We start from the raw sequence: 24048 nt of genomic DNA on the forward strand, positions 1-24048 counted from the left end.
AAAGGATCAATGATGTTCCGTCAATCTGAACGAACTCCGCGGCGTCTTCTCGTGGCCGCAACTGTGGCGACCGCAGCCATGCTCCTCACCGGATGCGGGGCGGGAGCGTCGAGTTCCAGCAGCTCGTCCGGCACCACCCTGGTCGCCTACACGGGTCAGACGGGCGGCTACCAGGTCAACTTCAACCCCTATTCGCCCTCTCAGATCGCGGGCCAGGGCTCGATTTACGAGCCGCTCTTCTTCGTCACCAACGTGAACACCAAGGGGCCGCAGCCGCGCCTGGGCACCAAGTACACGTGGAACTCCGACGGCACCAAACTGTCGATCACCTTGCGCAGCGGGGTGAAATGGTCGGACGGCAAGGCGTTCACCGCTCAAGACGTCGTCTACACCTTCACCACCCTGGCGAAGACCCCCGCCATCAACAGCGTCGGATTCGACGGGACGGCCTCGGCCACGGACAGCACCCACGTCGTGCTGACCTTCCCGCATCCCTCGTTCACGAACGAGGCCAACGTCCTCGGCCGCGTGTGGATCGTTCCTGAGCACATCTGGAAGAGCATCAACCCCACTACCAATGTCATGGCGCACCCGGTGGGCACCGGCCCCTACCTCGCGGGAAACTTCAAGTCGGAGGCCTTCACCCTCGACGCCAACCCCACTTATTGGGGCGGTGAGCCGGATCTGAAGCACATCCGATTCCTCTCCCTCTCGGGGGCGAACGCCACTGTCGACGGGCTCAAGGGCGGATCGATCGACTGGGCGGGTGGTCCGGTTCCCAATATGAACTCGGTGGCGAAGAGCTACCCGGGATATGGCTCCGTCACGGTGACCTCCGCACAGACCGTGCTGGAGGCCTGCTCGAACACGGCCCTCGGATGCGCCGGTCCGCAGGTGGATCCGGCCGTGCGGCACGCAATCTATGAAGCACTCGACCGCAACCAGATCAACCAGCTCGCCTGGCAGGGGACCTCGAGCGGGATCTCGCCCACGTTCGCCCTCACGACCACCCAGAAGAGCATCATCTCCTCGTCGATCTCCGACCCCATCGCGAGCATGAAGTCCAAGCCTTCCTCCGCGGAGAAGCTGCTGGAGGCCGACGGCTGGACGAAGGGCTCCGATGGCATCTACGCGAAGGACGGTCAGCGCCTGTCGTTGACGGTTCAGGTGGTGACCGGTTGGAGCGACTACATCACCGCACTGTCCGCGATGACCCAGGAACTCAAGAAGGTCGGCATCGAACTTCAGACGCAGCAGTCGTCGTGGAACGAATGGACGGACAAGAAGGGCAAGGGCAACTATCAGCTGGCGATCGACTCGCTGGCCCAGGGGCCTTCCGGTGACCCGTACTACCTGTACGACAACGCGTTCGCGAGCGTCAACACCGCGCCCGTCGGCACGGTCGCCCCCGGAATCAACGTGGCCAGGTACAGCAATCCGAAGGTGGATGCGGCGATCAAGGCGCTGAGCGTCCTCAACCCGACGGACACGTCGTCGCGCCAGACGCAGTTCGACATCATCCAGGCGAATATCGTGAAGGACATGCCGTACATCCCCGTCCTGACAGCGGGCACCGTGGCTATCTTCAACACGAAGGACTTCACCGGCTGGCCGACCGCGTCCAACCTCTACGCGTCCCCCGTGGTGTATCAGTCGCCGGACGTCTCCGAGATCTACATGCGGCTGAAGGCGAAGTAGCAGACAGCTACGGGCCGTGCGTCATCCACGATTGGTTCTCCTCACATAATGTATTTCCTCAGGAAGATCGGGTTTTACGCCATCGCGTTCTGGGCGGCGCTGACCCTGAACTTCATCATTCCTCGATTGATGCCGGGCAATCCGGTGGACATCTTGCTTGCGAAACTGGCACAGCAAGGCGGTACCGTCAACGCGACGGTTCGCCGGTCGTACGAATTGCTGCTCGGCGGCAACTCGGGCGAGCCGATCTGGAACCAGTACGTCGCTTATCTGGGCAACGTGTTCACCGGAAAGCTCGGAATCTCGGTCAGTGTGTTCCCCACCCCGGTGTCGACCGTCATCGCGCAAGCGCTCCCATGGACGATCGTGCTGGTGGGCGTCTCCACGATCCTCGCCACGATACTCGGAGTCGTGCTCGGCGCCGTCGTCGGGTGGAAGCCGGGAACCTGGCTGGATTCGCTGATTCCGGCCACCACGATCCTCGCGGCCGTTCCGTACTTCTGGCTTGCGCTGCTCCTGGTCTATCTGTTCTCGACCCTGCTCGGATGGTTCCCCTCACAGGGAGGGTATGACGTCGTTTTCGATCCCGGCTGGAGTTGGGGGTTCATCCTCTCGGCCATGCGATATGCCATCCTGCCGGCCCTGACGATCATCATCGCGTCCATCGGAGGCTGGCTGCTCGGAATGCGCAACATGATGGTTTCGACGCTGTCCGAGGATTTCATCGTCACCGCATACGCGAAAGGACTGCGGGACAAACGGATTCTCACGTCGTATGCCGCACGAAACGCCGTGCTGCCGTCGATCGCAGGATTCGCCATCTCGCTGGGGTTCGTCGTCTCCGGCTCCATCGTGACCGAACAGGTGTTCTCCTATCCGGGGATCGGCTCGAAGCTGCTCGCCGCCGTGCAGAACAACGACTACGCCCTCATGCAGGGGATCTTCCTCTTCATCACCCTTGCCGTCCTCGGCGCGAACCTCATCGTCGATCTGTTCTACGGCGTGATCGACCCGCGCACCAGAGCGGGAAACTAGGAAGTGCGCGAATGACGAACATTGGTCCGAGTACGGAACCGTCGGTGACCGAAGCCCTTGAGCCCACCAAGCCGACCCCGCCGCAGGACAAAAAATCCCGACCCGCCGCATGGCGGCAATTGCTGCCGACGATGACTCCCGCGCTCGCGACCGGTCTCATCATGAGCGGTGCGATCGTGCTGTTCGGCCTGATCGGTCCCTTCCTCGTCCAGGATCCGGCGACCATTCGCGATATCGGCATGGTCCCGCCCTCCGGCGCCCATCTGCTCGGCACCACCCAGACCGGACAGGACGTACTGGCCCAACTGGCCAACGCCACGCGAGGATCGCTCGAGATCGGCTTGATCGTGGGCGTTCTCTCCACCCTGATCGCTGCGTTGATCGGCATCTTCGGGGCGTATTCAGGCGGGCTGGTCGACGAGGGCTTCTCGCTGTTCTCGAACGTGTTCCTGGTGATTCCTGGTCTCCCGTTGGTGATCGTGATCTCCGCCTTCGTGCCGCAGGAACAGCGGGGGCTCTGGACGATCGCCGTGGTTCTGGCGGTCACCGGCTGGGCGGGCGGCTCGCGGGTACTCAGGGCGCAGACGCTCTCCCTGCGCAATCGCGACTACGTGGCCGCTTCCCGGGTCGCCGGCGAACGGACGCTTCGCGTCATCGCTGTGGAGATCTTCCCCAACCTGCTCCCGGTCATCGCATCGCAGTTCGTCTTCGGGGTCATCGCCGCGATTCTCGCCGAGGCCGGACTGTCGTTCCTCGGACTCGGTGCTTCGAATTCGTCGACCCTCGGCACGATGCTGTATTACGCGCAGAACGGGTTCGCGCTCCAGCTCGGCGCATGGTGGTGGTTCATGCCCCCCGGCCTGATCATCGCCTTCCTCGGGTGCGGGCTCTCGCTGATCAACTTCTCGATCGATGAGGTCATCAACCCCAAGCTGAAGAACGTCCGCCGATACAAGAAACAGCTGAAGCTCGGACAGAAGGCCGCGCGCCAGAGAACAGTCTCAAGGAGCAGCAAATGACCGAGGCGAGGCGTGCGGTGCTGACCGTGGAGGATCTGACGGTCTCCTATCAGGTGGAGACGCCGGTTCTGGCCGTCAAGAACGTGGACCTCACCATCTCCGAGGGTGAGATCTTCGGTCTGGCGGGTGAGTCGGGCTGTGGCAAGACGACGCTCGCTTATGCGATCAACCGGTTGCACCGACCGCCGGCCGAGATCGTCTCCGGGGCGGTGACCTTCCACGATCGCTCCGGTGATGACATCGACCTCCTCGCTCTCGGTACGGAGGAACTGCGACAGTTCCGCTGGTCGAAATTGTCCATGGTGTTCCAGGGCGCGATGAACGCACTCAATCCGGTCATCGACATTCGTGCCCAACTCGAGGACGTGCTCATCGACCATCGTCCCGATATGCAGAAGAAGGAGCGACGGGAACGATGCGCGGATGTGCTCAGGCGGGTTGGGGTGGATCCCTCCAGGCTGAGCTCGTTTCCCCATGAGCTGTCCGGCGGAATGCGGCAGAGGGTGATGATCGCCATGGCCATGATCCTCGAACCGCAGGTGATGATCATGGACGAACCGACGACCGCACTCGATGTTCTGGTGCAGCGCGACATCCTGCGCGAGATTCTGAGGCTGCGCCAACAGCTGAATTTCGCGGTGATCTTCATCACTCATGATCTGCCTCTGCTGCTTGAGATCAGCGATCGGATCGCCATCATGCGCGCCGGCGAGATCGTCGAGATGGGGGCCGCCGACCAGATCTACAACGCGCCGAACCACCCCTATACGAAGAAGCTGCTCAGGTCGTTTCCGAGCCTGACCGGCGAACGAGGCGACTTCATCCGCACGGGAGCGGACAGCGGGCGGGAGGAGACGAAATGACTCACGTCGCAGTGAGCAATCTGGTGAAGGACTTCTCGATCCGCAAGGGCATGTCACGGATCAAGCTGCACGCGGTGGACGGCGTGTCCTTCGACCTCGTGCCGGGGCGAACCGTCGCTCTTGTCGGGGAATCGGGCTCCGGCAAATCGACCATAGCCAGGATGCTCGCCCGTCTGGAGAAGCCGACCGGCGGCGCCATCGAGGTTCAGCTCGACGATGGAACACCCGTCGTCGGCTCGCTCTACCGTCGGAATGTGCAGATGGTCTTCCAGGATCCGTTCGCCTCGCTGAACCCCTTTCACTCGATCGAGCATCACATCGCTCGCCCGCTTCTCCTCCACCATCGGACCTCCGGCGGCAGAGAGACCCATGAAAGGGTCGTGCAGATGCTCGAGCGGGTCGGGCTCACACCGGCGGAGGAGATCGCCGTTCGCCGCCCGCACGAGCTCTCGGGTGGCCAGCGTCAGCGGGTTGCGATCGCCCGCGCCCTGGCGCCCGGCGCCCAGGTGCTGATCGCCGATGAGCCGGTCTCGATGCTCGACGTGTCGATTCGATTGGACGTGCTCAATCTGATGGCCCGTCTGCAGCGGGAAGACAACCTGGCGGTGCTCTACATCACTCACGATCTGGCGACGGCACGGCACTTCTCCGACGAGATCCTCGTCCTGTACCGGGGACGTGTCGTGGAACGGGGACCGGCGGACGAGGTCATCCTGAACCCGCAACACCCCTACACTCGGATGCTCGCGCAAGCGGCTCCGGATCCCGAGCGGCGCGGAAAGAACCTCTCCGCGGAAGCCCCCGTCGATCGCACGCAGATCGACAACTCGGTTTCGTACGATCACTACCTAAACGCGTGGGTCGGTGCGGGGCGATGACGCCGGTCCGAGAATGCGAGCCGACTACGATCGACATGTGATCCCGGGTGCAGGCGCCAGTTCCTGGCCGAAGATGGGGGCCGCGGAGCGCGCCGCGCTGCTGCAGATCCTCATTCACGGCGCGCTGTCACGGGCCGATCTTGCCGGGCGCCTCGGGTTGTCGCGGGGGAGACTCACCCGGATCACCCGCGACCTCATCGAGAAGAAGCTGCTTGCCGAAGGGGCGACCGAGGCTCGATCGGCGATGGGCCGCCCTTCTGAGCTCTTGGTACTCCAGCCGGCATCCCACCATTTCCTGGGGGTCAAGCTCACGGGCGACGTCCTCTACGCCGTGGTCACGGACCTCGGCGCCAAGATCGTCGCGTCGACCGAGGTGACTCTGAGCTCTCGAAGCGTGACCGACGTCGTCGGCGAGATCGCCGGCGTCGCCAGGCGGTTCATGGAGGAGATGCCGACGCTGACCGCCGTCGGGGTCTCGCTGGCCGGGCACATCAGGCACGAACGCGACGGCGAAGTCGTCGACGACTCGGCATATCTCGGCTGGGACGGGGTGCCCCTGGCCACGCTCGTGGCCGCCGCGACCGGCCTGCCGACCACGATCGAGAACGACGTGCAGGCTCTCACCGCATCAGAACACTGGTTCGGCGCGGGCGCCGGGCTGGATTCGATGGCGCTCGTCACCATCGGGGTCGGCCTCGGAATCGGTTTGGTGATCAACGGGCAGCTCGTCGAGGGCGCCCATGGGCGACCGGGGATGCTGAGCCACATGATCATCGATCCAGCGGGTCCCGTCTGCGGATCGCATCGCGGATGCGTCTCGAGCTTCCTGCCCAACGACTCGATCGTTGCGGCGCTCGAGGTGCCGGGACTGACCTATTCCGGGGCGCTTGCGCTGGCCCGGGCGGGCGATCCGGCGGCGGTGGCGGTGTTCGAACGAGCGGCGAATGCCCTCGGCGTCCTGATCGCCGTCATCGCAAACCTGACCGATCCCCGTAAGGTCGTTCTGACCGGCGACGGGCTCGGACTCTACGACGTTGCGTCGGAGGCCGTGCACTCCGCAGTGGCCGCTTCAACGGACCCGGATGCCGCGCCGATCGATCTCGACGTGCAGCCCTTCGATTTCTCGGAATGGGCGCGGGCCGCTGCCGTGTGTGCGATTCGCGGAATGCTTCGCTGACCAGGCTCAGCTTTCCTCGATGACGGCTACCGCTCCGGCGGGCAGGGGCACCGTGCCCGCGTGATGCATGCCCGTCAGGAGATCCTCTCCCGCCGCTTGTGCCCATCCCTCCTCCGCACCATGGTTGATGAGAAAAAGGAACGACGAGGACGCCGAGGATCGTCGCACCGCTTCCACACCTCTGGACACCGATGCGGTCGGCACCACACCGCTGTCCTCGACCAGACGATCGATGAATTCGGCGAGGTCCGGCGTGCTGAGATCTGTGGAGACATACCACGCTGATCCCTCGGCACCGACGCGGCGTCTGGTGACTGCCGGCCAGCCGGTCAGGTCGCCCGTGCGGTAGCTGGCGAAGACCTCGGCGTCGTCGGTATGCACGAGTTCGCTCGATCTCGTGCCCACCCAGCCGTTGTCGAGCTCGACCGTCTCCTCCGGCGTGAGCGGGTGGAACTCCTCACTCCACGCGCCGAGGACGGCGCGGAACGCGCCGGGATAGCCGCCGGTGAGAACGGTGTTGTGCTCGTCGACGATGCCGGAGAACCAGGTCACCACGACCGTGCCGCCCCTTTCGGCGAAGTCGGCAACGGCGCGCGCGTTCTCGTCCGACACGAGAAAGAGGCCGGGAACGACGATGAGTTTGTAGTGGTCGAGGCTGTGCCAAGGAGGTACTACGTCGACGGTGATCGCGCGCTCGAAGAAGGCGCGGTGCATGGCGCGGACCGTGTCGGCGTACCGGGGATCGTTGGTCGGTTTCAGGCCGCTTTTCAGAGCCCAACCTGCCTCGTTGTCGTGCAGCAACGCCACCTCGACACCGGAGACCCTGCTGCCCTTGACGCGGCTGAGGTTCGAGAGCTGGGCTCCCAACTGGACGGTGTCCGAGAAGATCCGCGTGTCACGACCGGCATGCGGGAGCATGGCGGAATGGAACTGCTCCGTTCCCGACCTCGACGCGCGCCACTGAAAATACATCACACTGTCGGATCCGTGCGCGAGATAGCTCATCGCCTGGCGGAGGCGTTCCCCCGGCCTTTTCGCCTGGTTGATGGCGTACCAGCTCGCCGCGCCGGTGGCGTGTTCCATGAGCATCCAGGGGCCGCCGTGGGAGATGCCGCGCATCCGATCGCCGCTGAACGACAGTTCCTGGTGACGCAGCGGGTCGGGACCGAAGGTGTAGTGGTCGTTCGCGACGATGTCCATCTCGGGCGCCCATCGGGGATAGTCGACCACATCGGGACCGAGACCGACCATGAAATTGGTGGTGACGGGCAGGTCAGGGGTGTACCGCTTCAGAACGGTCTTCTCGGCGAGATACTGATCGAGCAGCGCATCGGAGGAGAACCTCTCGTAGTCGAGAAGCTGCCCCGGGTTGTGGGCGGTCTTCCCGCTCGGCGTGGTGATCTCCTCGAACGACGAATAGCTGTTTCCCCAGACGGCCATTCCCCAGGCCGCATTCACCGCCCCGATCGAACCGTAGCGGCCCTTCACCCAGCGGCGGAAGTGATCGTTCGACACCGGGCAGTGACACCGGGCGTTTCCGCCACCGAGCTCGTTGCCGACGTGCCACATGGCGATCGCCGGGTGGCCCGCGACGTGCGACGCGAGCTTCTCGACAAGTCTCAGCGAGTATTCACGGAACACGGGAGACGAGGGGCACCAGCCGTTTCGGCCACCCGGAGCGAGGGGATGTCCGAACTCGTCCTGCGGCAGGATCTCGGGGTGGAGCCGGTGCAGCCACATCGGAACCGCAGCCGTCGGCGTGGCAAGGTCGACCCGGATGCCGTTCTCATGGAGCAGGTCGAGCAGCTCGTCGATCCAGTCGAAGGTGAACTCGCCGTCGCGCGGCTCGTATTTCACCCAGGAGAATACGCCGAGCGTCACCAGGTTCACTCCGGCTTCGCGCATCAGCGCCATGTCTTCGAGCACGGTCTCGCGCGTCCACTGCTCGGGGTTGTAGTCGCCTCCGAAGGACAGCCCCGTCGTCGGCCAGGGGGATGCGACGGGGCGGGAATTCGGTGACATGGCATTCTCCTGAGGGCGGTGGTCGGGCGCCCCACACCGGGTGGAGCTCCTCGCTTTGCGACTTATTTTGTTTACTTGATAAAGTTTATGCACCCGATCCCCGCCGGACCAAACGATTGATCGAGAAGGCCGGCCCTGCTGGCGTCTCGACCATCTCTCGACCATCTCTCGACCAGAAACGGAAATGACACCCCATGACTACCGGCACGCCCGATTTTCGCGATAGCGGACTCCGCTTTCCCGACACCTTCATTTTCGGCGCGGCCACCGCCGCCTATCAGATCGAAGGGGCGGTCCACGAGGCGGGTCGCGGTCCGTCCATCTGGGATACGTTTTCTCACTCTCCGGGCAACGTCCTGGGCGGTGACACGGGTGACGTGGCCGACGATCATTTCCATCGTCTGGAAGAGGACCTCGATCTCATCGCGTCCCTCGGGCTCGATGCCTACCGCTTCTCGATCGCGTGGCCGCGCATCCAGCCATCGGGTCGGGGCCCGGCGAACGAGGCGGGCCTCGAGTTCTACGGCCGGCTCGTCGACGGGCTCGTGGCACGGGGTATCAAACCGATTGCGACGCTCTACCACTGGGACCTTCCGCAGGCCCTCGAAGACGAGGGCGGTTGGAGGAATCGGAGAACCGCCTACGCCTTTGCCGATTACGCGCGGATCGTCGGCCGGGCGCTCGGAGACCGAGTGCACACCTGGACGACACTCAACGAGCCGTGGTGTTCGGCGTACCTCGGCTACGGCTCCGGCGAGCATGCACCGGGCAGGCAGAGTGCTCTCGAGGCGTTCACCGCCGTGCACCACCTCAACCTGGCGCATGGACTGGGGGTGCTCGCCCTTCGCGAGGTGGTGCCCGCCTCCGCCCGGATGTCGATCACTCTGAACCTGCACGTCGTCCGTGGGGAGGCAGAAGCCGCGCGGCGCCTCGACGCGATGGGAAACCGTGCATTCACCTGGCCGTTGCTGAAGGGGGTCTACCCGGCCGATCTTCTCGCCGACACGCGCACCGTCACCGACTGGTCATTCGTTTGTCCCGGTGACCTTGAGATCGTCAACCAGCCGCTCGACGTGCTTGGCGTCAACTACTACTCGACGAGCCTGGTCCGCGAGAGCGCCGCCTCGGAGGCGCAGCCGGCCGGCGACGGTGCGTCGGCCTGGCCGGGCACGGGGGACATCGAATGGCTGGAACAGGCGGGCCCGCGCACGGAGATGGGGTGGAACGTCGATCCTTCGGGGCTCGTGGAACTGCTCGAATCGCTGCGGGACGAGTTTCCCGGCCTCGCGCTGATGGTCACCGAGAACGGAGCCGCGTACACCGATGTTGTCAGCGACAACGGGTCTTCCGTGCACGATTACGACCGCATCGACTTCCTGCGCCGCCACTTCACGGCCGCCCATCGCGCCCTCGAGAGCGGAGTCAACCTCATCGGTTTCTTCGTCTGGTCGTTGATGGACAACTTCGAGTGGGCCTACGGCTACTCGAAGAGGTTCGGAATCGTGCGGGTCGACTATGAAACGCTGGAACGCACCCCGAAGGACAGCGCGCTCTGGTACAAGGACCTCATCGCGGGGCGACGGATCCCCTGACGGACCGTGCGGTCCCGCCACGGCGCGGGATACCGCACCTCGTGGCGGAGAAATCGTCTCGCGGCGGGAGACGCGCCTCCCGCCGTGAGGCAGTTTCTCCCGCCGAGCTCCTTCACGTCGGTGGCGCCGAGGGTGGCGACGCTCTAGGCCGTCATCGCGGCGATCGACTCGGGGGAGAGGGCGTGGTGGATGGCCAGCATGCCCGCCCCGATCACCGCGGCATCCGCCCCGACGGTCGACTGCACGATCGTCAGGTGTTCGGTGGCGAGCGGCATCGAGCGCGAGTAGACGAGTTCCCTGACCCCCGCGAGCAGGTGCTCGCCGGCCTGGGCCATGGACCCGCCGATCACGATGACGGACGGGTTCATCAGGCTCACACAGGCGGTGAGCACCTCGCCGAGGTCCCGTCCCGCCTGACGCACCGCCTGGATGGCCTGGACGTCGCCTCGCTTGACGAGATCGATGACGTCCTGGCCGGAGCGCGTCTCCAGGCCGGCCGACCGGAGCGCGGCCGCGATGGCGGGACCGGACGCCATCGCCTCGAGGCATCCGTTGTTGCCGCAGTGGCAGGGCACGCCGGCTCCGCGGGCGATCTGCACGTGGCCGATGTCCCCCGCGATGCCCTGGGCTCCGCGCTGCAGCAGGCCGCCGGAGATGACGCCGGCCCCGATGCCCGTCGCGACCTTCACGAAGAGCAGATGCTCGGCATCCGGCCACGCGGCGGCGCGCTCGCCGAGCGCGGAGATGTTGACGTCGTTGTCGACGAGCACGGGCACCTGAAGGTGCTGCTGCACCCAGCCGGGCACGTCGAAGCCGTCCCACCCCGGCATGATCGGCGGATGCACCGGCCGGCCGGTGCTGTGCTGCACGGGTCCCGGAAGTCCGATCCCGATCGCGATGAGCTCGCCGTGCTGTCTGCCCAGGCCTGCGAGCAGCGCGCTGCCCTGCTCGACCATCCAGCCGAGGACGACCTCCGGCCCGTCGGCGATGTCGATCGCCCCGCGGTGGTCGGCGAGGACCGTGCCGGTCAGATCGGTCACCGCGATGACGGCGTGGGATGCGCCGAGGTCGGCGGCGAGCACCACCCGCGCGCCGGGATTGAGGGCGAACCGGGAGGATGGCCGTCCTCCCGTCGAGACGGCGTCGCCGACGGGGGCGATGAGTCCGAGATCCATGAGGGCGTCGACGCGGAGGGCGATGGTCGAGCGGGCCAGCCCCGTCGTCTCGGCCAGCTCGGCACGGGTGCGCGGCCTGCCATCCCGGAGCAGCTGAAAGAGCTCGCTGGCCCCGCTGGCGCCGAGCGCGGAACCACGGCTGACATCGACCATGGGCACATTCAACCACAGGGCGGTCCTCGCGCCCGGCACTTTTGCCTGACAACTGGCATAAGGTGACTGATCTATGTCAGAATCGGCGACATGAGCAGCGAGGCCGCAGGGGCACCCATCCGTGCCGGATTCATCGGTGCCGGATTCATGGCGGAGGTGCACAGTCGCGCGGTGCGTGCCGCGCGGGGTCTGCCATACGGGATCGCCAGCTCCACCGCCGAGGGTGCGGCCCGGGCGGCCGACCGGCTCGGCATCGTTCGGTCGTACGAGACGGCGGAGCAGCTCATCGCCGATCCGGACATCGACGTGATCCACGTATGCACCCCCAACACCTCCCATGCCGGCTACGCCAGCGCGGCGATCGCGGCGGGCAAAAACGTCGTCTGCGAGAAGCCGCTGGCGACCTCCGTGCCCGACGCGGAGCGGCTCGTGGCCGAGGCGAGCGTCGCCGGCGTCACCGCGACCGTCCCGTTCGTCTATCGTTTCCACCCGATGGTCCGCGAGGCCAGGGCGAGGGTCGCGGCGGGCGAGCTGGGCAGGCTGCTCACGATCGACGGCTCCTACCTCCAGGACTGGCTGCTGCTCGAGGACGATGACAACTGGCGGGTCAGGGCGGAGTCCGGTGGCCCGTCCAGGGCCTTCGCCGACATCGGGTCGCATCTGTGCGATCTCGTCGAGTTCGTCACGGGCGACCGCATCCGGCGGCTCACCGCGACGACCAGGACCTTCTTCCCCGCGCGCTCGACCAGCACGGCCATCACGACGGAGGACGCCGTGGCCGTCGTCGTCGAGACCCGAGGAGGAGCGCTCGGCACCCTCCTCGTCTCGCAGGTCGCCCCCGGCCGCAAGAACCGGCTCGCCATCGAGATCGCGGGAACGAACGAGTCCATCGGGTTCGACCAGGAACAGCCGGAGAGCCTGTGGCTCGGACACCGCGTGGGCTCGCAGCTCGTCATGCGGGATGGCGCGACACTGAGTCCGGATGCGGCGCGCCTGTCGGTGCTGCCGGCCGGGCATCCGCTCGGCTACCAGGACGCCTTCACCGCCTTCGTCGCGGACAGCTATGCGGCGATCGCCGGTGGGGTCCCGGATGGTCTGCCCCGGTTCGAGGACGGCGCCAGAGCGGCGCGGATCACCGAGGCGGTTCTGCGATCGGCCGACGAGGGCCGCTGGATCGACCTAGAAGAGGAGAGTGCACGATGACCGAATCCACGCATCCGGTGACCCTGTTCACGGGGCAATGGGCCGACCTGACCCTCGAGGAGGTGGCCGAGCTCGCGAGCGGCTGGGGCTACGACGGGCTCGAGATCGCGGCATCCGGCGAGCACCTCGACATCTGGCGCGCCGCGGAGGATCCGGCCTACCTCCAGGGACGGCTGGACATCCTGGACCGACACGGGCTGAAGGTCTACGCGATCTCCAACCACCTCAAGGGACAGGCGGTGTGCGACGACCCGATCGACTTCCGCCACCAGGCGATCGTCGGCTCCAGGGTCTGGGGAGACGGCGAGGCGGAGGGGGTGCGCCGCCGGGCGGCCGAGGAGCTGAAACTGACCGCGAAGGTGGCCCGCAGGCTCGGGGTCGACACGGTGGTCGGCTTCACCGGGTCGAAGATCTGGCCGTACGTCGCGCAGTTCCCGCCGGTTCCCGCCGCGGTGATCGACGAGGGGTACCAGGACTTCGCGGATCGCTGGAACCCGATCCTCGACGTCTTCGACGACGAGGGGGTGCGTTTCGCCCACGAGGTGCACCCGAGCGAGATCGCCTACGACTACTGGAGCACGGTGCGCTCGCTCGAGGCGATCGGGCACCGCGAGGCCTTCGGGCTCAACTGGGATCCGAGCCACATGATGTGGCAGGACATCGACCCGGTCGGTTTCATCGTCGACTTCAAGGACCGGATCTACCACGTCGACTGCAAGGACACCCGCCTGCGCCCCAAGAACGGCCGGGCGGGCGTTCTCGGCTCGCACCTGCCCTGGGGCGACCCCCGCCGGGGCTGGGACTTTGTCTCCACCGGGCACGGTGACGTGCCGTGGGAGGATGCGTTCCGCGCACTCGAGGCGATCGGTTACGCCGGTCCCATCTCCGTGGAGTGGGAGGATGCGGGGATGGATCGCCTGCACGGCGCGAAGGAGGCGGTGGGCTTCATCCGCTCGCTGCTCTGGAAGCTGCCGACCGCATCCTTCGACGCCGCCTTCAGCAACCAGGACTGACGGCGCTTCAGTTGCCGGAGCCCTGCTGACCCTGGCGCTGCCCGCCGCCGAAGAGGCCTGCGCCCTCGGACACCGAGGTGGCCGTGACCTTCCCGCTGCCGTCGGCCTGGCCGCGCACCGTCACCGTCTCGCCGGCCTTGAGGTCCTTGACGGCGGCCTTCTCTGTCTTCGTCACGGTGGTCGAGTCGGTGGTCGTCACGGTGACCTGGGTGCCGCTCTGCTCCTTGACCACGATCGTGTCGCCGTCGATCGAAACGATGGTGCCCGCCGTCAGCCCGGCGAAGCCGCCGGCGCCGCCGCCCTGACCGGGCGCGCCGCTCTGGCCGCCCGTGCCCCCGTTGCCGGTGCCTCCGCGTCCGGCGAAGCCGCCCTCCTGGCCGCCGAAACCGCCCTGGCGGCTGAACCCGGACGCCTGGGCGGACGTCGCGGTGTTCTGGCCGATGAGGATGCCGCCGAAGAGCCCGATGACCAGCGCGGCCACGAGCGCGAGGACCGGGGTGAGCCACCGGGTCCATGGCCGTTTGACCGGGGCCGGTCCCCCCGCCGCCGGCGTGGGGGTGGTTGGAGCCTGCTGGAAGCCGTCCGGTGAGGTCATGATGTCTCCTTCGTTCTTCTTCTGTCGATGAGGTGTGTGGTGCCCGCTGGACGGGCGTCGATCAGCGATTGCCGCCGAAACGGGTGCCGCCGCCGAGACCGCCTCCGCCCGTTCCGCCGCCGAAGCCGCCCGCTCCCGCGCCGGTTCCGCCGAAGCCGCCTCTGGTTCCGCCCAGGCGGTTGGTGTTCGTCGTCGACGTCTGGACATCCGACACGGTGCCGATGACGACGGTCTCGCCCTTCTTCAGTCCGGAGGTGATCTCGGTTCCCACGTCGCCGACCACGCCGGTCGTCACGGTCACGGCGTTCGTCGTGCCGTCCGCGGCCACGACCTTGACGGTGGAGATGCCGTTCGTGGTGGTGATCGCGGCGGTGGGAACGTAGAGGGACTGCTTGCCGGAGGTGGTGGTGGTGATCGTCACCGTGGTCGTCTGCCCGAGGCGCAGGTCCTTCGGTACGGCGTCGAGGGTGATGGTCGTCGCGTAGCTGACCGTCGAGTTGGTCGTCGTGGCGGTGGGCGCGATCGCGGTGACCGTGGCGGTGGCCTTCTCGTCGGTCAGCGCAGGGAAACCCATGGATGCCGCCTGGCCGACCTTCACGGAGGCGATGTCGGTCTCGGCGATGTTCGCGGTCACGACCAGCCGAGAGACGTCGGCGATCGTCACGAAGCCGGAGGAACCGGAACCGCCCGAAGACGATCCGGCCGAAGACGATCCGGCCGACGAGGAGACGGTTCCCGTCGGGGTGACGGTCTCGGCGGTGCTGCCGGCCTGGACGCCGGAGCCCGGCGTCCCGGAGACGGCGACGACGAGCCCGGCGATCGGGGCGGCGAGGGTGGCCGCCGCGAGGTTCGTCTTCGCGGTGTCCACCGCATCCTGGGCCGTCGCCAGCTGGCTCTGCGCCTGGGTGACCTGCGACCTCGCCGAGGCGACCGTCGAGGCGGCGGAGGCGCTCCGGGACTGTTGGGAGTCCGGGGACTGCTGGTCGCCCTGTGACTGCTGAGCTCCCTGGCCGTCTCCGGCCGTCTGGGCGGTCGTCGTCGTGGTCTGCGCTGCCGCCGTGGCTGCTGCCGCCGTCGCGATGACGAGGGCCGCCTTGGCGTCGGTGAGCTGATCCTCCGCGCTGCTCAGGTTCGTGGTGGCCGAGGCCAGGGCCGCGGACAGCGCCGTGGTATCGAGGGTGCCGAGCGTCGCTCCGGCGGCCACGGTCGTGCCGGGAGCGACGGCGACGGTCGCGATCGTGCCGGCCACCGCGAACGAGGACGACACCTCGTGAACGGGGGCGATCGACCCCGTGGTGCTGATGGTGGCGCTGACGACGCCCTTCTGCACGGTGCTCGTCAGCTGGGTGGTTCCGGGAGAGCTCGGGGAGAACGGATGCGTCAGAACGAGGACTCCGCCGACGATCGCCGCGAGGACGATGACGGCCAGGACGGTGTTCACCAGAACGGGCCGTGCGATTCTCATGAGGAGACCGTGCCCGTCGAACCTATGTAAACCATAAGGACGGACTGGGTAACCGGCCTATAGAGCGCTGGCCCCGGTCTCCCGGGGCCAGGCGAGGCTACTCGTTCGAGCCGGAACCGGTCGGCGGGGTGCCCCCTCCGAAGCCGCCGGTGAGGGCGCCCTCGGTCACGGTGGTCGCCGCGACGGTGCCGTCGGAGCCCGTTGTGCCCCGCACGGCGACGGTGTCTCCCTTGGCGAGATCGGAGACCGTGCCGTCCTCCGTCTTGGTCACCGCGGTGTCGGAGGTCGTGGTGACCTTGACCGTCGAGCCGTCGGTGAGCTTGAGCGTTATGGTGTCGCCGTCGACCGACTGGACGGTTCCCGCGGTGAGTCCGCCGCCGGCTCCCGTCCCGCCGCCCTCCGCACCGCCGGGGAATCCGCCCTCCGCGCCTCCGGAGAAACCGCGCCCGGCAGCGGTCTGACTCGTGCTCGAGCCATTGTGGCCGATGAGGATGCCGCCGAACAGTCCGATGGCGATGGCCGCGACCAGGCCGAGCACGGGCGTGATCCAGCGCCTCGCCCCTCTCTTCTTCGTCGGTTCGGTGGTCTCGGGGGTCTGAGCGGCCGGAGCCGGGTTCGTGGTGGGCATTGTCTTCGCTTTCTTGTGGAGGTTCAGATGGCCCTGAGGGCCTGGATGGGTCGCATGGCGGCCGCACGAGCGGCGGGGTAGACACCGAAGAAGACCCCGATGGCGACCGAGACGCCGAGGGCGAGCGGAATGGAGTAGCCGAGGATGACCGGCTGGGTGCCGTTGATCTCGTATCGCGAGCCGATCAGGGCCGCGACGATCCCGAGGATGCCGCCGAGCAGGGTGAGGGTGGCCGCCTCCGCGAGGAACTGCCCCAGGATGGCTCCCCTGGTCGCACCGAGGGCCTTTCGGATGCCGATCTCCCTCGTGCGCTCGGTGACGGTGACGAGCATCACGTTGGTGACGCCGATGCCGCCGACGAGCAGGCTGATCGCCGCGACCGCGCCGAGCAGGACGGTGAAGCTCGTCGCGCTCGCCGCCGCGGTCTCGAGCAGCGTGCTCTGGTTCGTCACCGTGAACGGCTCGTCGGTCGTGTCGGTGACACCGAGCAGCTGGTTGAGCATGACGGTGACCTCGCCCTGGGCCGCCGTAACGGCATCCGAGCTGGTCGCCTGGACGGTGAGCGAGCTGACCGCCCCGTAGCCGGTGTAGGACTTCTGGACGCGGGTGATCGGCGCGATCACGACCGTGTTGGGATCGTCGAAGCCGGTGGTGCTCTGACTCGCGAGCACCCCGACGACGGTGAATGGACTGCCGTCGATCGAGATCTGCTGGCTGAGCGCCGAACCGGTCGGAAAGAGGGTCGTGGCCAGCTCCGAGCCGATCACCGCGACCTTGGCCGAGGTGGTCACATCGGCCTTGGTGAAGGAGCTGCCGGAGGCGATCTTCGCCGTCGACACATCGAAGTACCCCGCCGTGCTCCCGACCACGGAGGTGCTGTCGGCCGACGCGGTCGCCGAGGAGACGGTGAGGCTCGTGCTCACCTGCGGGACGACCTCCTTCACGTGCCCGAGGCCGGCGGAGGCGAGCTGGTCGCTCACTGCCGTGGTGATCGTCTTCACGCTGGTCGAGGTCGCCGCCGTGGCGGTCTGGCCTCCGCCTCCTCCGCCACCGCTGGCGCGGACCGTGAGGGTGTTGGTGCCGAGGCCCGCGATGGCGTTCTGCACGGTCTGGGCGGATCCGTTGCCGACCGCGAGCAGGAGGATGACCGAGCCGACGCCGATCATGACGCCGAGCAGGGTCAGGACGGACCGGAGCTTGTTGGCGGTGACGCCCCGCATGGCCGAACGGAGGATCTCGAGAAAGCTCATCGGATGCCTCCGGCCGTGGTGGTGCGATCCGAGACGATAAGACCGTCGCTGATGGTCAGCACCCGGTGGGCACGATCGGCCACGTTCTCCTCGTGGGTGATGATGACGATCGTGCGGCCGACGGAGGCGAGCGAGTCGAGGATCGACAGGATCTCCTCCGTCGACTCGCTGTCCAGGTTCCCGGTCGGCTCGTCGGCGAGCACGAGTGTCGGCGAGGTGACAAGCGCTCTCGCGATCGCCACGCGTTGCTGCTGACCGCCGGAGAGCTGTTGCGGCTGGTGATCCGCACGATTGGCCAGTCCCACCGAATCGAGCGCCTCGAGCGCAAGCCGCCTGCGCTCCGCCCGCTTGACCCCGCCGTAGACGAGCGGGAGCTCGACGTTCGCGAGGGCGCTCATCCGCGGCACGAGGTTGAATGACTGGAACACGAAGCCGATCTCCTGGTTGCGCACCGTGGCGAGCTCGCGCTCCGTCAGGGTGTTGACGTTGTTGCCGGCCAGCTCGTAGACGCCCGCCGAGGCGATGTCCAGGCAGCCGAGCAGGTTCATGAGCGTCGACTTGCCGGAGCCGGATGGCCCCATGATCGCCAGGTAGTCCCCGGCGGCGACGTCGAGGTCGATCCCCCGGAGGGCATGCACCGCGGCCTCACCGGTGCCGTAGACCTGGTGGATGCCCGCCAGCCGCAGGACGAGCGGCGCGGTCCGGTCGACGGGCGCCGTCGTCTCCGTCGAGATGGTCATCAGTTGCCGCCGCCGAATCCGCCGCTCGGGAAGTTCCCGCCGCCGCCTGTCCCTGTGCCGCCGGTCCCCGTGCCGCCGAACCCGCCGCGACCGGTGCCTGAGGTTCCGGTCCCCGAGGTTCCCGTGCCGGTGGAGGAGGTTCCCGTCGAGGCCGCGACCGTTCCGATGACCACGGTCTGGCCGAGCTTCAAGCCGGAGGTGATCTCCGTTCCGGTGTCGCCGACGACGCCGAGCTTGACCGTCTTCGTCGTGGTTGTGCCGGACGACGAGACGACCTTGACCGTCGAGGTGCCGTCACTGGCGGTCGTGATGGCCGCCGTGGGCACGTAGAGGGAGTCGGCGTCCGAGCTGGCCGTCGTGATGGTGACGTTGGCTGTCTGGCCGAGACGCAGGCCGGTCGGGATCGAGTCCAGCGTGATCGTCGTCGCGTAGGTGACGACCGAGTTGCTCGCGGTGGCGACGGGGGAGACGGCGGTCACCTTCGCGGTGGCCGTCACGTCGGTGAGCGCCGGGAAGGTGACGGATGCCGCCTGGCCGACCGTCACGGAGGCGATGTCCGCCTCGGCGATGCTCGCGGTCATCGTCATGTGCGAGACATCCGCGATCGTGACGAAGCCGGAGCTGCTGGAGGTGGTGCTGCTGCTCGTGCCCGTGCTGCTTGCGGTTCCGCTGGTGCTCGTTTCTGCGCCGCTCGTCGAGGTGGACGAGCCGCCGGAGGTGCTGCTGCCGACCGAGCCGTTCACGGCGACGACGAGGCCGGTGATGGGGGCCGTGAGGGTCGCCGCGGCGAGGTTCGACTGGGCCGTCGTCACGGCGTCGGCGGCGTCGTTCACGGTGGACTGGGCCGAGGTGACCTGCTGCTTGGCCGAACTGGTCTGGCTGGTCCCGCCTGTCGTTCCCGCCGCATCCGCCGCCTGGGCCGTGACCAGATTGGCCTTCGCGTCGGCGAGCGCCGACTTCGCGGTGGCCAGGGTGGTGTTGGCCTTGGTCAGCGCCTTGCTGAGGTCCGTCGTGTCGAGGGTGCCGAGCACGTCGCCGGCGTTCACGGTGGCCCCGAGCGAGGTGTTGACCGTGGCGATCGTGCCGGAGACGGCGAAGGAGACGTTCACCTCGCTCGCCGGGGCGATCGATCCGCTCGCCGTGATGCTGCTCGAGACCGTGCCCTGTTGCACGGTGGAGGTGAGCTGGCTGGCGGAGGAGGTGCTGGCCGAGGCGAAGGGATTGGCGATCAACAGATAGCCGCCAACCAGCGCGATGAGCGCGAGGGCGCCCAGCACGCTGTTGACCAGGACGGGTCGGGAAATCTTCATGGTCCGACCGTGGCGGCCGAAGCTATGTAAAGGGTAAGGAGCGGCTATAGGCGGACCCTGAGTTGCCGGCTCCGAGGCGAGCGGTGAGGTGGCGGGCCGCGCCTACCTTCTGGTCCCGAGGAAGAGGCCGAGCCAGAACGCGGCGACAAAAGCCACGAGACCTCCGGCGAGAAGACCGAGCATCACCCCCGGGGTGGCATATCCCATGACGATCAGCGCGACGAAAGCCGCAGTCACCAGCACGAGGAAGGCGCCGAGGCAGGCGACGATCGCCCACAGCCATCCGTAGTCCGTCGCGACGATCCGGCGATCGCGGGAGAGCACAACGAGGCGCAGTCCGATGACGGCGATGGCCTGCCAGCAGGCGGTCGCGACGATACCCCAGACGATCGACGGGATCGCGATCGGTTCCATCTGCGGGTAGATGTCCACCGCGCGATACACCTCGTGCGGAAACACCCAGGCCTCCACGGCCACGCACCCGAGCAGCGCGAGGACGAGCACGACGATCAGTGTGGTCGAGGTTCCGCGACGCATCTCTGGCTCCTGGCGGGGTGGGGCGGTGCGGCAAATACTGGGTAATCCACATGTTAGCCACATCCGCGTCGTCGTCGCCGATCCCGCGCGGCTTCCTCCTTCCCGTGCTCCCAGGCAAGACCTGGGTTGAACATAGGGTTCTCATAGGAAACGGGCCATAGTGGGAACGGTGAGCATAGACGATTCCAAGAGTTTCCCCACCCAGCAGACCGGCCCCAAGCTGCGCAGGGCCGACGGCTCCGCGGTGCGGGTCGTCGTCGTCGATGACGAGGCCACGTTGAGCGATCTGCTCAGCATGGCGCTCCGCTACGAGGGCTGGGAGGTGCGCACGGCCGCCGAGGGCCGCGCGGCGATCGGCCTCATCAGGGAGTTCCAGCCGGACGTCGTTGTGCTCGACGTCATGCTGCCCGACATCGACGGGCTCCAGGTGCTCAAGCGGCTGCGGGCGGATGGCCAGGACACACCCGTGCTGTTCCTTACCGCGAAGGATGCGCTCGACGATCGCATCGCCGGCCTCACCGCGGGTGGCGACGACTACGTCACCAAGCCGTTCAGCCTCGAGGAACTCGTGGCCAGGCTGCGCGGGCTCATCCGTCGTTCCTCCATCGTCGTCGCCGACTCCGCCGACCCGCTCCTCCGCGTGGGCGACCTGGTGCTCGACGAGGAGAGCTACGAGGTGCGCCGCGACGGCCGGCTCATCGAGCTGACCGCCACGGAGTTCGAACTGCTGCGTTTCCTCATGCGCAACCCTCGTCGGGTCATGAGCAAGGCGCAGATCCTCGACCGGGTCTGGAGCTACGACTTCGGCGGACGGTCGAGCATCGTCGAGATCTACATCTCCTATCTGCGCAAGAAGATCGATGCCGGGGCCGCACCCATGATCCACACCGTGCGCGGTGTCGGATACATGATCAAGGCCGCCGGATGACACGTCCCGCGCGGGGCCCGTGGTCGCTGCGCCGACGGCTCGTGCTGGCCATCGTCGGCCTCCTCGCGATCGTCTCGATCGTCATCGGCGCGGTCAGCGTTCTCGCCATCCAGAGCAATCTGATGAACCGGCTCGACGGCCAGCTGGATGCGGCGACCGGGCGATCTCAGACCGGACTCGGTCCTCCCCAGGGCGGCGGAACGGAGAACTCGGTGGATCGCTTCCTCGGAACGGTTCAGCGACAGGCGCCGGGGACCGTCATCGCGCTCGTCTCCGACGGTGCGGTCCTCGGAGTGGTCAAGACGGAGGCCGGCCTCGGGCAATACCTCACCGCGGCGCAGAGCAAGATCCTGGCATCCGTCTCCTCCAAGCAGGCGGTGAGCATCGGCCTCCCCGGCGGCCTCGGCGATTACCGGGCGATCTCCATCACCCTGGCGGGCGGCGACCGGGTCGTCACGGGGCTGCCGCTCGGCGACGTGCAGGCGACCATCGTGCAGCTCATCGTCGTGATCGCGATCATCACGGGCGTCGGCCTCATCGCCGCCGCCTTCGTCGGAGCGCTCATCGTGCGGGTCGCTCTCCGGCCGCTCGAGCGCGTGGTGTCCACGGCGACCCGGGTCGCCGAGCTCCCCCTCGATCGGGGAGAGGTGGCGCTCGCGGTCCGTGTACCGGAGTCCGACGCGGATCCGCGCACCGAGGTCGGCAAGGTGGGAGCCGCCATCAACCGGATGCTCGGGCACGTGGCATCCGCCCTCACCGCACGGCAGGCCAGTGAGAACAAGGTTCGCCAGTTCGTCGCGGACGCCAGTCACGAGCTGCGGACCCCGCTCGCCTCCATCCGCGGCTATGCGGAGCTGACCCGGCGCGGCGACTACGAGCTTCCGGCGGACGTGGTGCATTCGATCGGCCGGGTCGAATCGGAGGCCACGCGCATGACGTCGCTCGTGGAGGACCTGCTGCTGCTCGCGCGTCTCGACGAGGGGCGTGATCTGCGGAGCGCGCCGCTCGACCTCTCGAGACTGCTCATCGACGCGATGAGCGATGCCCACGCGGCGGGGCCGGACCACGAATGGTCGCTCGACCTGCCGGAGGAGCCGGTGATCGTCGACGGAGACGATGCACGGCTGCATCAGGTCATCGCCAACCTGCTGGCCAACGCCCGCGTGCACACGCCGCCCGAGACGCATGTCGTCGTCGCCCTCGCCGTCGAAGAGGGTTTCGCCGTCGTCACGGTGACGGATGACGGGCCGGGCATTCCCGCCGACCTCCTGCCGGTGCTCTTCGAGCGCTTCGCCCGTGGCGACAGCTCCCGGTCGCGCGCGGCGGGCAGCACGGGGCTCGGACTCGCGATCGTCAGCGCCGTCATCGAGGGACATCACGGAACCGTCGACGTGGAGAGCGAGCCCGGCACCACGGTGTTTCGCGTCCGCCTTCCCCTGTCGACGCAGGTGGACTAGGCATCCGCGTTCCCGTCCGGGTGGGAGACTGGAATCCTCGTGTCCAAAGGAGAACAACATGCGTATCGCCGTCACAGGAGCCTCGGGAAAACTGGGGCGTTCCGTTGTGAGCCACCTCAGGGACGTGGGCAACTCCGTCATCGCTCTCGACATCGTCGGCGAGCGTGGGCCAGGCTTCACCCAGGTCGACTTCACCGATTACGGGCAGACCGCCGACGCGCTGTTCAGCATCAATGACAGGCACGACGGACTCGATGCCGTCGTCCACCTCGCGGCGGCTCCCGCCGGCGGGATCCTGCCCGATTCGCGGACCTTCCACAACAACATGATGGCGACCTTCAACGTCTTCCAGGGCGCGCGCAGGGCAGGGATCAAGCGCATCGTCTACGCCTCGAGCGAGACCGTGCTCGGGTTGCCCTTCCTGACCCCGCCGCCGTACATCCCGGTCGACGAGGAATACGACACGCGGCCGGAGAGCGTCTATTCGCTGACCAAGCACCTCGAGGAGCAGCTCGCGATCAAACTCGTCCGCTGGGATCCGGAGTTGAGCATCACCGCGCTGCGGTTCTCCAATGTGATGGACCCGGACGACTATGCAGCCTTCCCCGCCTTCGATGCCGATCCGGGCTTGCGCAAGTGGAACCTGTGGGGATACATCGACGGCCGCGACGGCGCCCAGGCGGTCGAGAAGGCACTGGCCCTCGGCAAGCCGGGCTTCGAGGCCTACATCATCGCTGCGGCCGACACGGTCATGAGCCGCTCGAGCGCCGAGCTCGCCGCCGAGGTGTTTCCCTCCGTCACCGTGACGAAGCCGCTCGCCGAGAACGAGACTCTGCTCTCGATCGACAAGGCGAGAAGGGACCTCGGTTACGCGCCGCAGCACTCCTGGCGCGATCACGTCTGAGGCCTGAGGTCGGCCCGCCCAGCCCCGCCCGCCTTGCCCGGCCCATCCCGCCCAGCGCCCTTCCACATCCACTCAACTGTCACGAACTGCTCCCTGGCCCGCTCAAGCAAGCAGTTCGTGACAGTTGAGTGGGGAGGTAGGGACGGGATGGCTGAGGGCGGGACGGGCGAGGCAGGCGGGACGGGATGGCCGGGGCCGGTTGCGCCGGGAGCCGGGCATCGCGTAGGCTGAGCGGAGCCAAAGACCGCCGGTCATCGGCGTGCCGCGACTTTTACCAGTCGTTGCCGTCGATCGAAGGTTCGCATAGTGCGAAGACCTGCGCAGGTGTACCAGAGAAACCGCCCTTGGGTTGTGCTCCGTGCGCTTGCGCCGGAGCTTTTTTCGTTTGCGAAGCCGTTGACAGGAT

The 24048-nt window shown here is 67.2% G+C and carries 21 protein-coding genes; 12 read left to right on the top strand and 9 right to left on the bottom strand.

The annotated features are described in order from the left end of the window. Window positions 1–51: 51 nt before the first annotated feature. From VGC18_RS13500 to VGC18_RS13525, 6 genes are read left to right on the top strand one after another with little or no spacing between them, the layout of a single operon-like run. Window positions 52–1698 (top strand): ABC transporter substrate-binding protein, encoded by a 1647-nt coding sequence (locus tag VGC18_RS13500; protein ID WP_331098244.1) that lies wholly within the window; start codon window positions 52–54, stop codon window positions 1696–1698. A gap of 45 nt (window positions 1699–1743) precedes the next feature. Continuing rightward, entirely contained in the window at window positions 1744–2733 is a 990-nt protein-coding gene (locus VGC18_RS13505; RefSeq protein ID WP_331098290.1) for an ABC transporter permease, read from the top strand. A gap of 44 nt (window positions 2734–2777) precedes the next feature. Continuing rightward, the gene (locus VGC18_RS13510; protein ID WP_331098246.1) at window positions 2778–3752 is read left to right on the top strand and encodes an ABC transporter permease; all 975 of its coding nucleotides are present in this window, start codon (window positions 2778–2780) and stop codon (window positions 3750–3752) included. Then, window positions 3749–4615 (top strand): ABC transporter ATP-binding protein, encoded by an 867-nt coding sequence (locus VGC18_RS13515; protein ID WP_331098248.1) that lies wholly within the window; start codon window positions 3749–3751, stop codon window positions 4613–4615. The genes VGC18_RS13510 and VGC18_RS13515 overlap by 4 nt, the downstream gene beginning before the upstream one ends. Further along, window positions 4612–5493 (top strand): ABC transporter ATP-binding protein, encoded by an 882-nt coding sequence (locus tag VGC18_RS13520; protein WP_331098250.1) that lies wholly within the window; start codon window positions 4612–4614, stop codon window positions 5491–5493. Before VGC18_RS13515 ends, VGC18_RS13520 begins: the two co-directional genes overlap by 4 nt. A gap of 37 nt (window positions 5494–5530) precedes the next feature. Continuing rightward, window positions 5531–6670 carry an ROK family transcriptional regulator gene (locus VGC18_RS13525; protein ID WP_331098252.1) on the top strand — a complete coding sequence of 380 codons (1140 nt, stop codon included), beginning with the start codon at window positions 5531–5533 and terminating at the stop codon, window positions 6668–6670. Between the two features lie 6 nt (window positions 6671–6676). On the opposite strand, the gene VGC18_RS13530 is transcribed toward VGC18_RS13525, so the two are convergent. Beyond that, the gene (locus VGC18_RS13530) at window positions 6677–8692 is read right to left on the bottom strand and encodes a beta-galactosidase (RefSeq protein WP_331098255.1); all 2016 of its coding nucleotides are present in this window, start codon (window positions 8690–8692) and stop codon (window positions 6677–6679) included. A gap of 194 nt (window positions 8693–8886) precedes the next feature. Between VGC18_RS13530 and VGC18_RS13535 the strand changes: the two genes are divergently transcribed. Further along, window positions 8887–10284 (top strand): GH1 family beta-glucosidase, encoded by a 1398-nt coding sequence (locus tag VGC18_RS13535; protein WP_331098257.1) that lies wholly within the window; start codon window positions 8887–8889, stop codon window positions 10282–10284. Window positions 10285–10427: 143 nt separating this feature from the next. Here the strand turns inward: VGC18_RS13535 and VGC18_RS13540 are convergent, their stop codons facing one another. Further along, complete coding sequence (locus VGC18_RS13540) at window positions 10428–11612, bottom strand: ROK family transcriptional regulator (protein WP_331098259.1); 1185 nt, start codon at window positions 11610–11612, stop codon at window positions 10428–10430. 90 nt (window positions 11613–11702) lie between these two features. On the opposite strand from VGC18_RS13540, the gene VGC18_RS13545 reads away from it, so the two are divergent. Together VGC18_RS13545 and VGC18_RS13550 are read left to right on the top strand one after the other, a co-directional pair. Next, on the top strand, window positions 11703–12815 hold the full coding sequence (locus tag VGC18_RS13545; RefSeq protein WP_331098262.1) for a Gfo/Idh/MocA family oxidoreductase: 1113 nt from the start codon (window positions 11703–11705) through the stop codon (window positions 12813–12815). Next, window positions 12812–13828, top strand: coding sequence for a sugar phosphate isomerase/epimerase family protein (locus tag VGC18_RS13550; RefSeq protein WP_331098264.1), 1017 nt, complete (start codon window positions 12812–12814; stop codon window positions 13826–13828). The genes VGC18_RS13545 and VGC18_RS13550 overlap by 4 nt, the downstream gene beginning before the upstream one ends. Window positions 13829–13835: 7 nt before the next feature. On the opposite strand, the gene VGC18_RS13555 is transcribed toward VGC18_RS13550, so the two are convergent. The 7 genes from VGC18_RS13555 to VGC18_RS13585 all read right to left on the bottom strand — a co-directional run bounded on the left by VGC18_RS13555 (window position 13836) and on the right by VGC18_RS13585 (window position 20353). Further along, window positions 13836–14423 carry a DUF5666 domain-containing protein gene (locus tag VGC18_RS13555; protein ID WP_331098266.1) on the bottom strand — a complete coding sequence of 196 codons (588 nt, stop codon included), beginning with the start codon at window positions 14421–14423 and terminating at the stop codon, window positions 13836–13838. A 61-nt stretch (window positions 14424–14484) separates the two neighbouring features. Next, on the bottom strand, window positions 14485–15888 hold the full coding sequence (locus VGC18_RS13560) for an efflux RND transporter periplasmic adaptor subunit (protein WP_331098268.1): 1404 nt from the start codon (window positions 15886–15888) through the stop codon (window positions 14485–14487). A 97-nt stretch (window positions 15889–15985) separates the two neighbouring features. Next, window positions 15986–16516, bottom strand: coding sequence for a DUF5666 domain-containing protein (locus tag VGC18_RS13565; protein ID WP_331098271.1), 531 nt, complete (start codon window positions 16514–16516; stop codon window positions 15986–15988). A 23-nt stretch (window positions 16517–16539) separates the two neighbouring features. Continuing rightward, window positions 16540–17766, bottom strand: a complete 1227-nt coding sequence (locus VGC18_RS13570; RefSeq protein ID WP_331098273.1) for an ABC transporter permease — start codon at window positions 17764–17766, stop codon at window positions 16540–16542. Further along, the gene (locus tag VGC18_RS13575) at window positions 17763–18506 is read right to left on the bottom strand and encodes an ABC transporter ATP-binding protein (RefSeq protein WP_331098275.1); all 744 of its coding nucleotides are present in this window, start codon (window positions 18504–18506) and stop codon (window positions 17763–17765) included. The genes VGC18_RS13570 and VGC18_RS13575 overlap by 4 nt, the downstream gene beginning before the upstream one ends. Beyond that, window positions 18506–19816, bottom strand: a complete 1311-nt coding sequence (locus VGC18_RS13580) for an efflux RND transporter periplasmic adaptor subunit (protein ID WP_331098277.1) — start codon at window positions 19814–19816, stop codon at window positions 18506–18508. The genes VGC18_RS13575 and VGC18_RS13580 overlap by 1 nt, the downstream gene beginning before the upstream one ends. A gap of 102 nt (window positions 19817–19918) precedes the next feature. Then, on the bottom strand, window positions 19919–20353 hold the full coding sequence (locus tag VGC18_RS13585; protein ID WP_331098279.1) for a DUF2975 domain-containing protein: 435 nt from the start codon (window positions 20351–20353) through the stop codon (window positions 19919–19921). Window positions 20354–20522: 169 nt separating this feature from the next. Here VGC18_RS13585 and VGC18_RS13590 point away from each other — a divergent pair, with 169 nt between their 5' ends. Genes VGC18_RS13590 through VGC18_RS13600 form a run of 3 tightly spaced genes read left to right on the top strand, consistent with a single transcriptional unit; the run spans window position 20523 to window position 23642 of the window. After that, complete coding sequence (locus VGC18_RS13590; protein ID WP_331098281.1) at window positions 20523–21281, top strand: response regulator transcription factor; 759 nt, start codon at window positions 20523–20525, stop codon at window positions 21279–21281. Further along, window positions 21278–22738: a sensor histidine kinase gene (locus VGC18_RS13595; RefSeq protein WP_331098283.1), complete on the top strand. Its 1461-nt coding sequence runs from the start codon at window positions 21278–21280 to the stop codon at window positions 22736–22738. The genes VGC18_RS13590 and VGC18_RS13595 overlap by 4 nt, the downstream gene beginning before the upstream one ends. A gap of 58 nt (window positions 22739–22796) precedes the next feature. Next, window positions 22797–23642, top strand: coding sequence for an NAD(P)-dependent oxidoreductase (locus VGC18_RS13600; RefSeq protein WP_331098285.1), 846 nt, complete (start codon window positions 22797–22799; stop codon window positions 23640–23642). Window positions 23643–24048: the final 406 nt, after the last annotated feature.

It is taken from the genome of Lacisediminihabitans sp. (assembly GCF_036404185.1).
Taxonomy (GTDB): domain Bacteria; phylum Actinomycetota; class Actinomycetes; order Actinomycetales; family Microbacteriaceae; genus Lacisediminihabitans.

What these genes read in the sequence shown, in the direction of transcription:
- VGC18_RS13550 (WP_331098264.1), top strand. Translation starts at nt 12,812, where the DNA reads ATGACCGAATCCACGCATCCGGTGACCCTGTTCACGGGGCAATGGGCC.
- VGC18_RS13575 (WP_331098275.1), bottom strand. Translation starts at nt 18,506, where the DNA reads ATGACCATCTCGACGGAGACGACGGCGCCCGTCGACCGGACCGCGCCG.
- VGC18_RS13520 (WP_331098250.1), top strand. Translation starts at nt 4,612, where the DNA reads ATGACTCACGTCGCAGTGAGCAATCTGGTGAAGGACTTCTCGATCCGC.
- VGC18_RS13570 (WP_331098273.1), bottom strand. Translation starts at nt 17,766, where the DNA reads ATGAGCTTTCTCGAGATCCTCCGTTCGGCCATGCGGGGCGTCACCGCC.
- VGC18_RS13560 (WP_331098268.1), bottom strand. Translation starts at nt 15,888, where the DNA reads ATGAGAATCGCACGGCCCGTTCTGGTGAACACCGTCCTGGCCGTCATC.
- VGC18_RS13595 (WP_331098283.1), top strand. Translation starts at nt 21,278, where the DNA reads ATGACACGTCCCGCGCGGGGCCCGTGGTCGCTGCGCCGACGGCTCGTG.
- VGC18_RS13540 (WP_331098259.1), bottom strand. Translation starts at nt 11,612, where the DNA reads ATGGTCGATGTCAGCCGTGGTTCCGCGCTCGGCGCCAGCGGGGCCAGC.
- VGC18_RS13580 (WP_331098277.1), bottom strand. Translation starts at nt 19,816, where the DNA reads ATGAAGATTTCCCGACCCGTCCTGGTCAACAGCGTGCTGGGCGCCCTC.
- VGC18_RS13535 (WP_331098257.1), top strand. Translation starts at nt 8,887, where the DNA reads ATGACTACCGGCACGCCCGATTTTCGCGATAGCGGACTCCGCTTTCCC.
- VGC18_RS13555 (WP_331098266.1), bottom strand. Translation starts at nt 14,423, where the DNA reads ATGACCTCACCGGACGGCTTCCAGCAGGCTCCAACCACCCCCACGCCG.
- VGC18_RS13530 (WP_331098255.1), bottom strand. Translation starts at nt 8,692, where the DNA reads ATGTCACCGAATTCCCGCCCCGTCGCATCCCCCTGGCCGACGACGGGG.
- VGC18_RS13565 (WP_331098271.1), bottom strand. Translation starts at nt 16,516, where the DNA reads ATGCCCACCACGAACCCGGCTCCGGCCGCTCAGACCCCCGAGACCACC.
- VGC18_RS13585 (WP_331098279.1), bottom strand. Translation starts at nt 20,353, where the DNA reads ATGCGTCGCGGAACCTCGACCACACTGATCGTCGTGCTCGTCCTCGCG.
- VGC18_RS13600 (WP_331098285.1), top strand. Translation starts at nt 22,797, where the DNA reads ATGCGTATCGCCGTCACAGGAGCCTCGGGAAAACTGGGGCGTTCCGTT.
- VGC18_RS13545 (WP_331098262.1), top strand. Translation starts at nt 11,703, where the DNA reads ATGAGCAGCGAGGCCGCAGGGGCACCCATCCGTGCCGGATTCATCGGT.
- VGC18_RS13515 (WP_331098248.1), top strand. Translation starts at nt 3,749, where the DNA reads ATGACCGAGGCGAGGCGTGCGGTGCTGACCGTGGAGGATCTGACGGTC.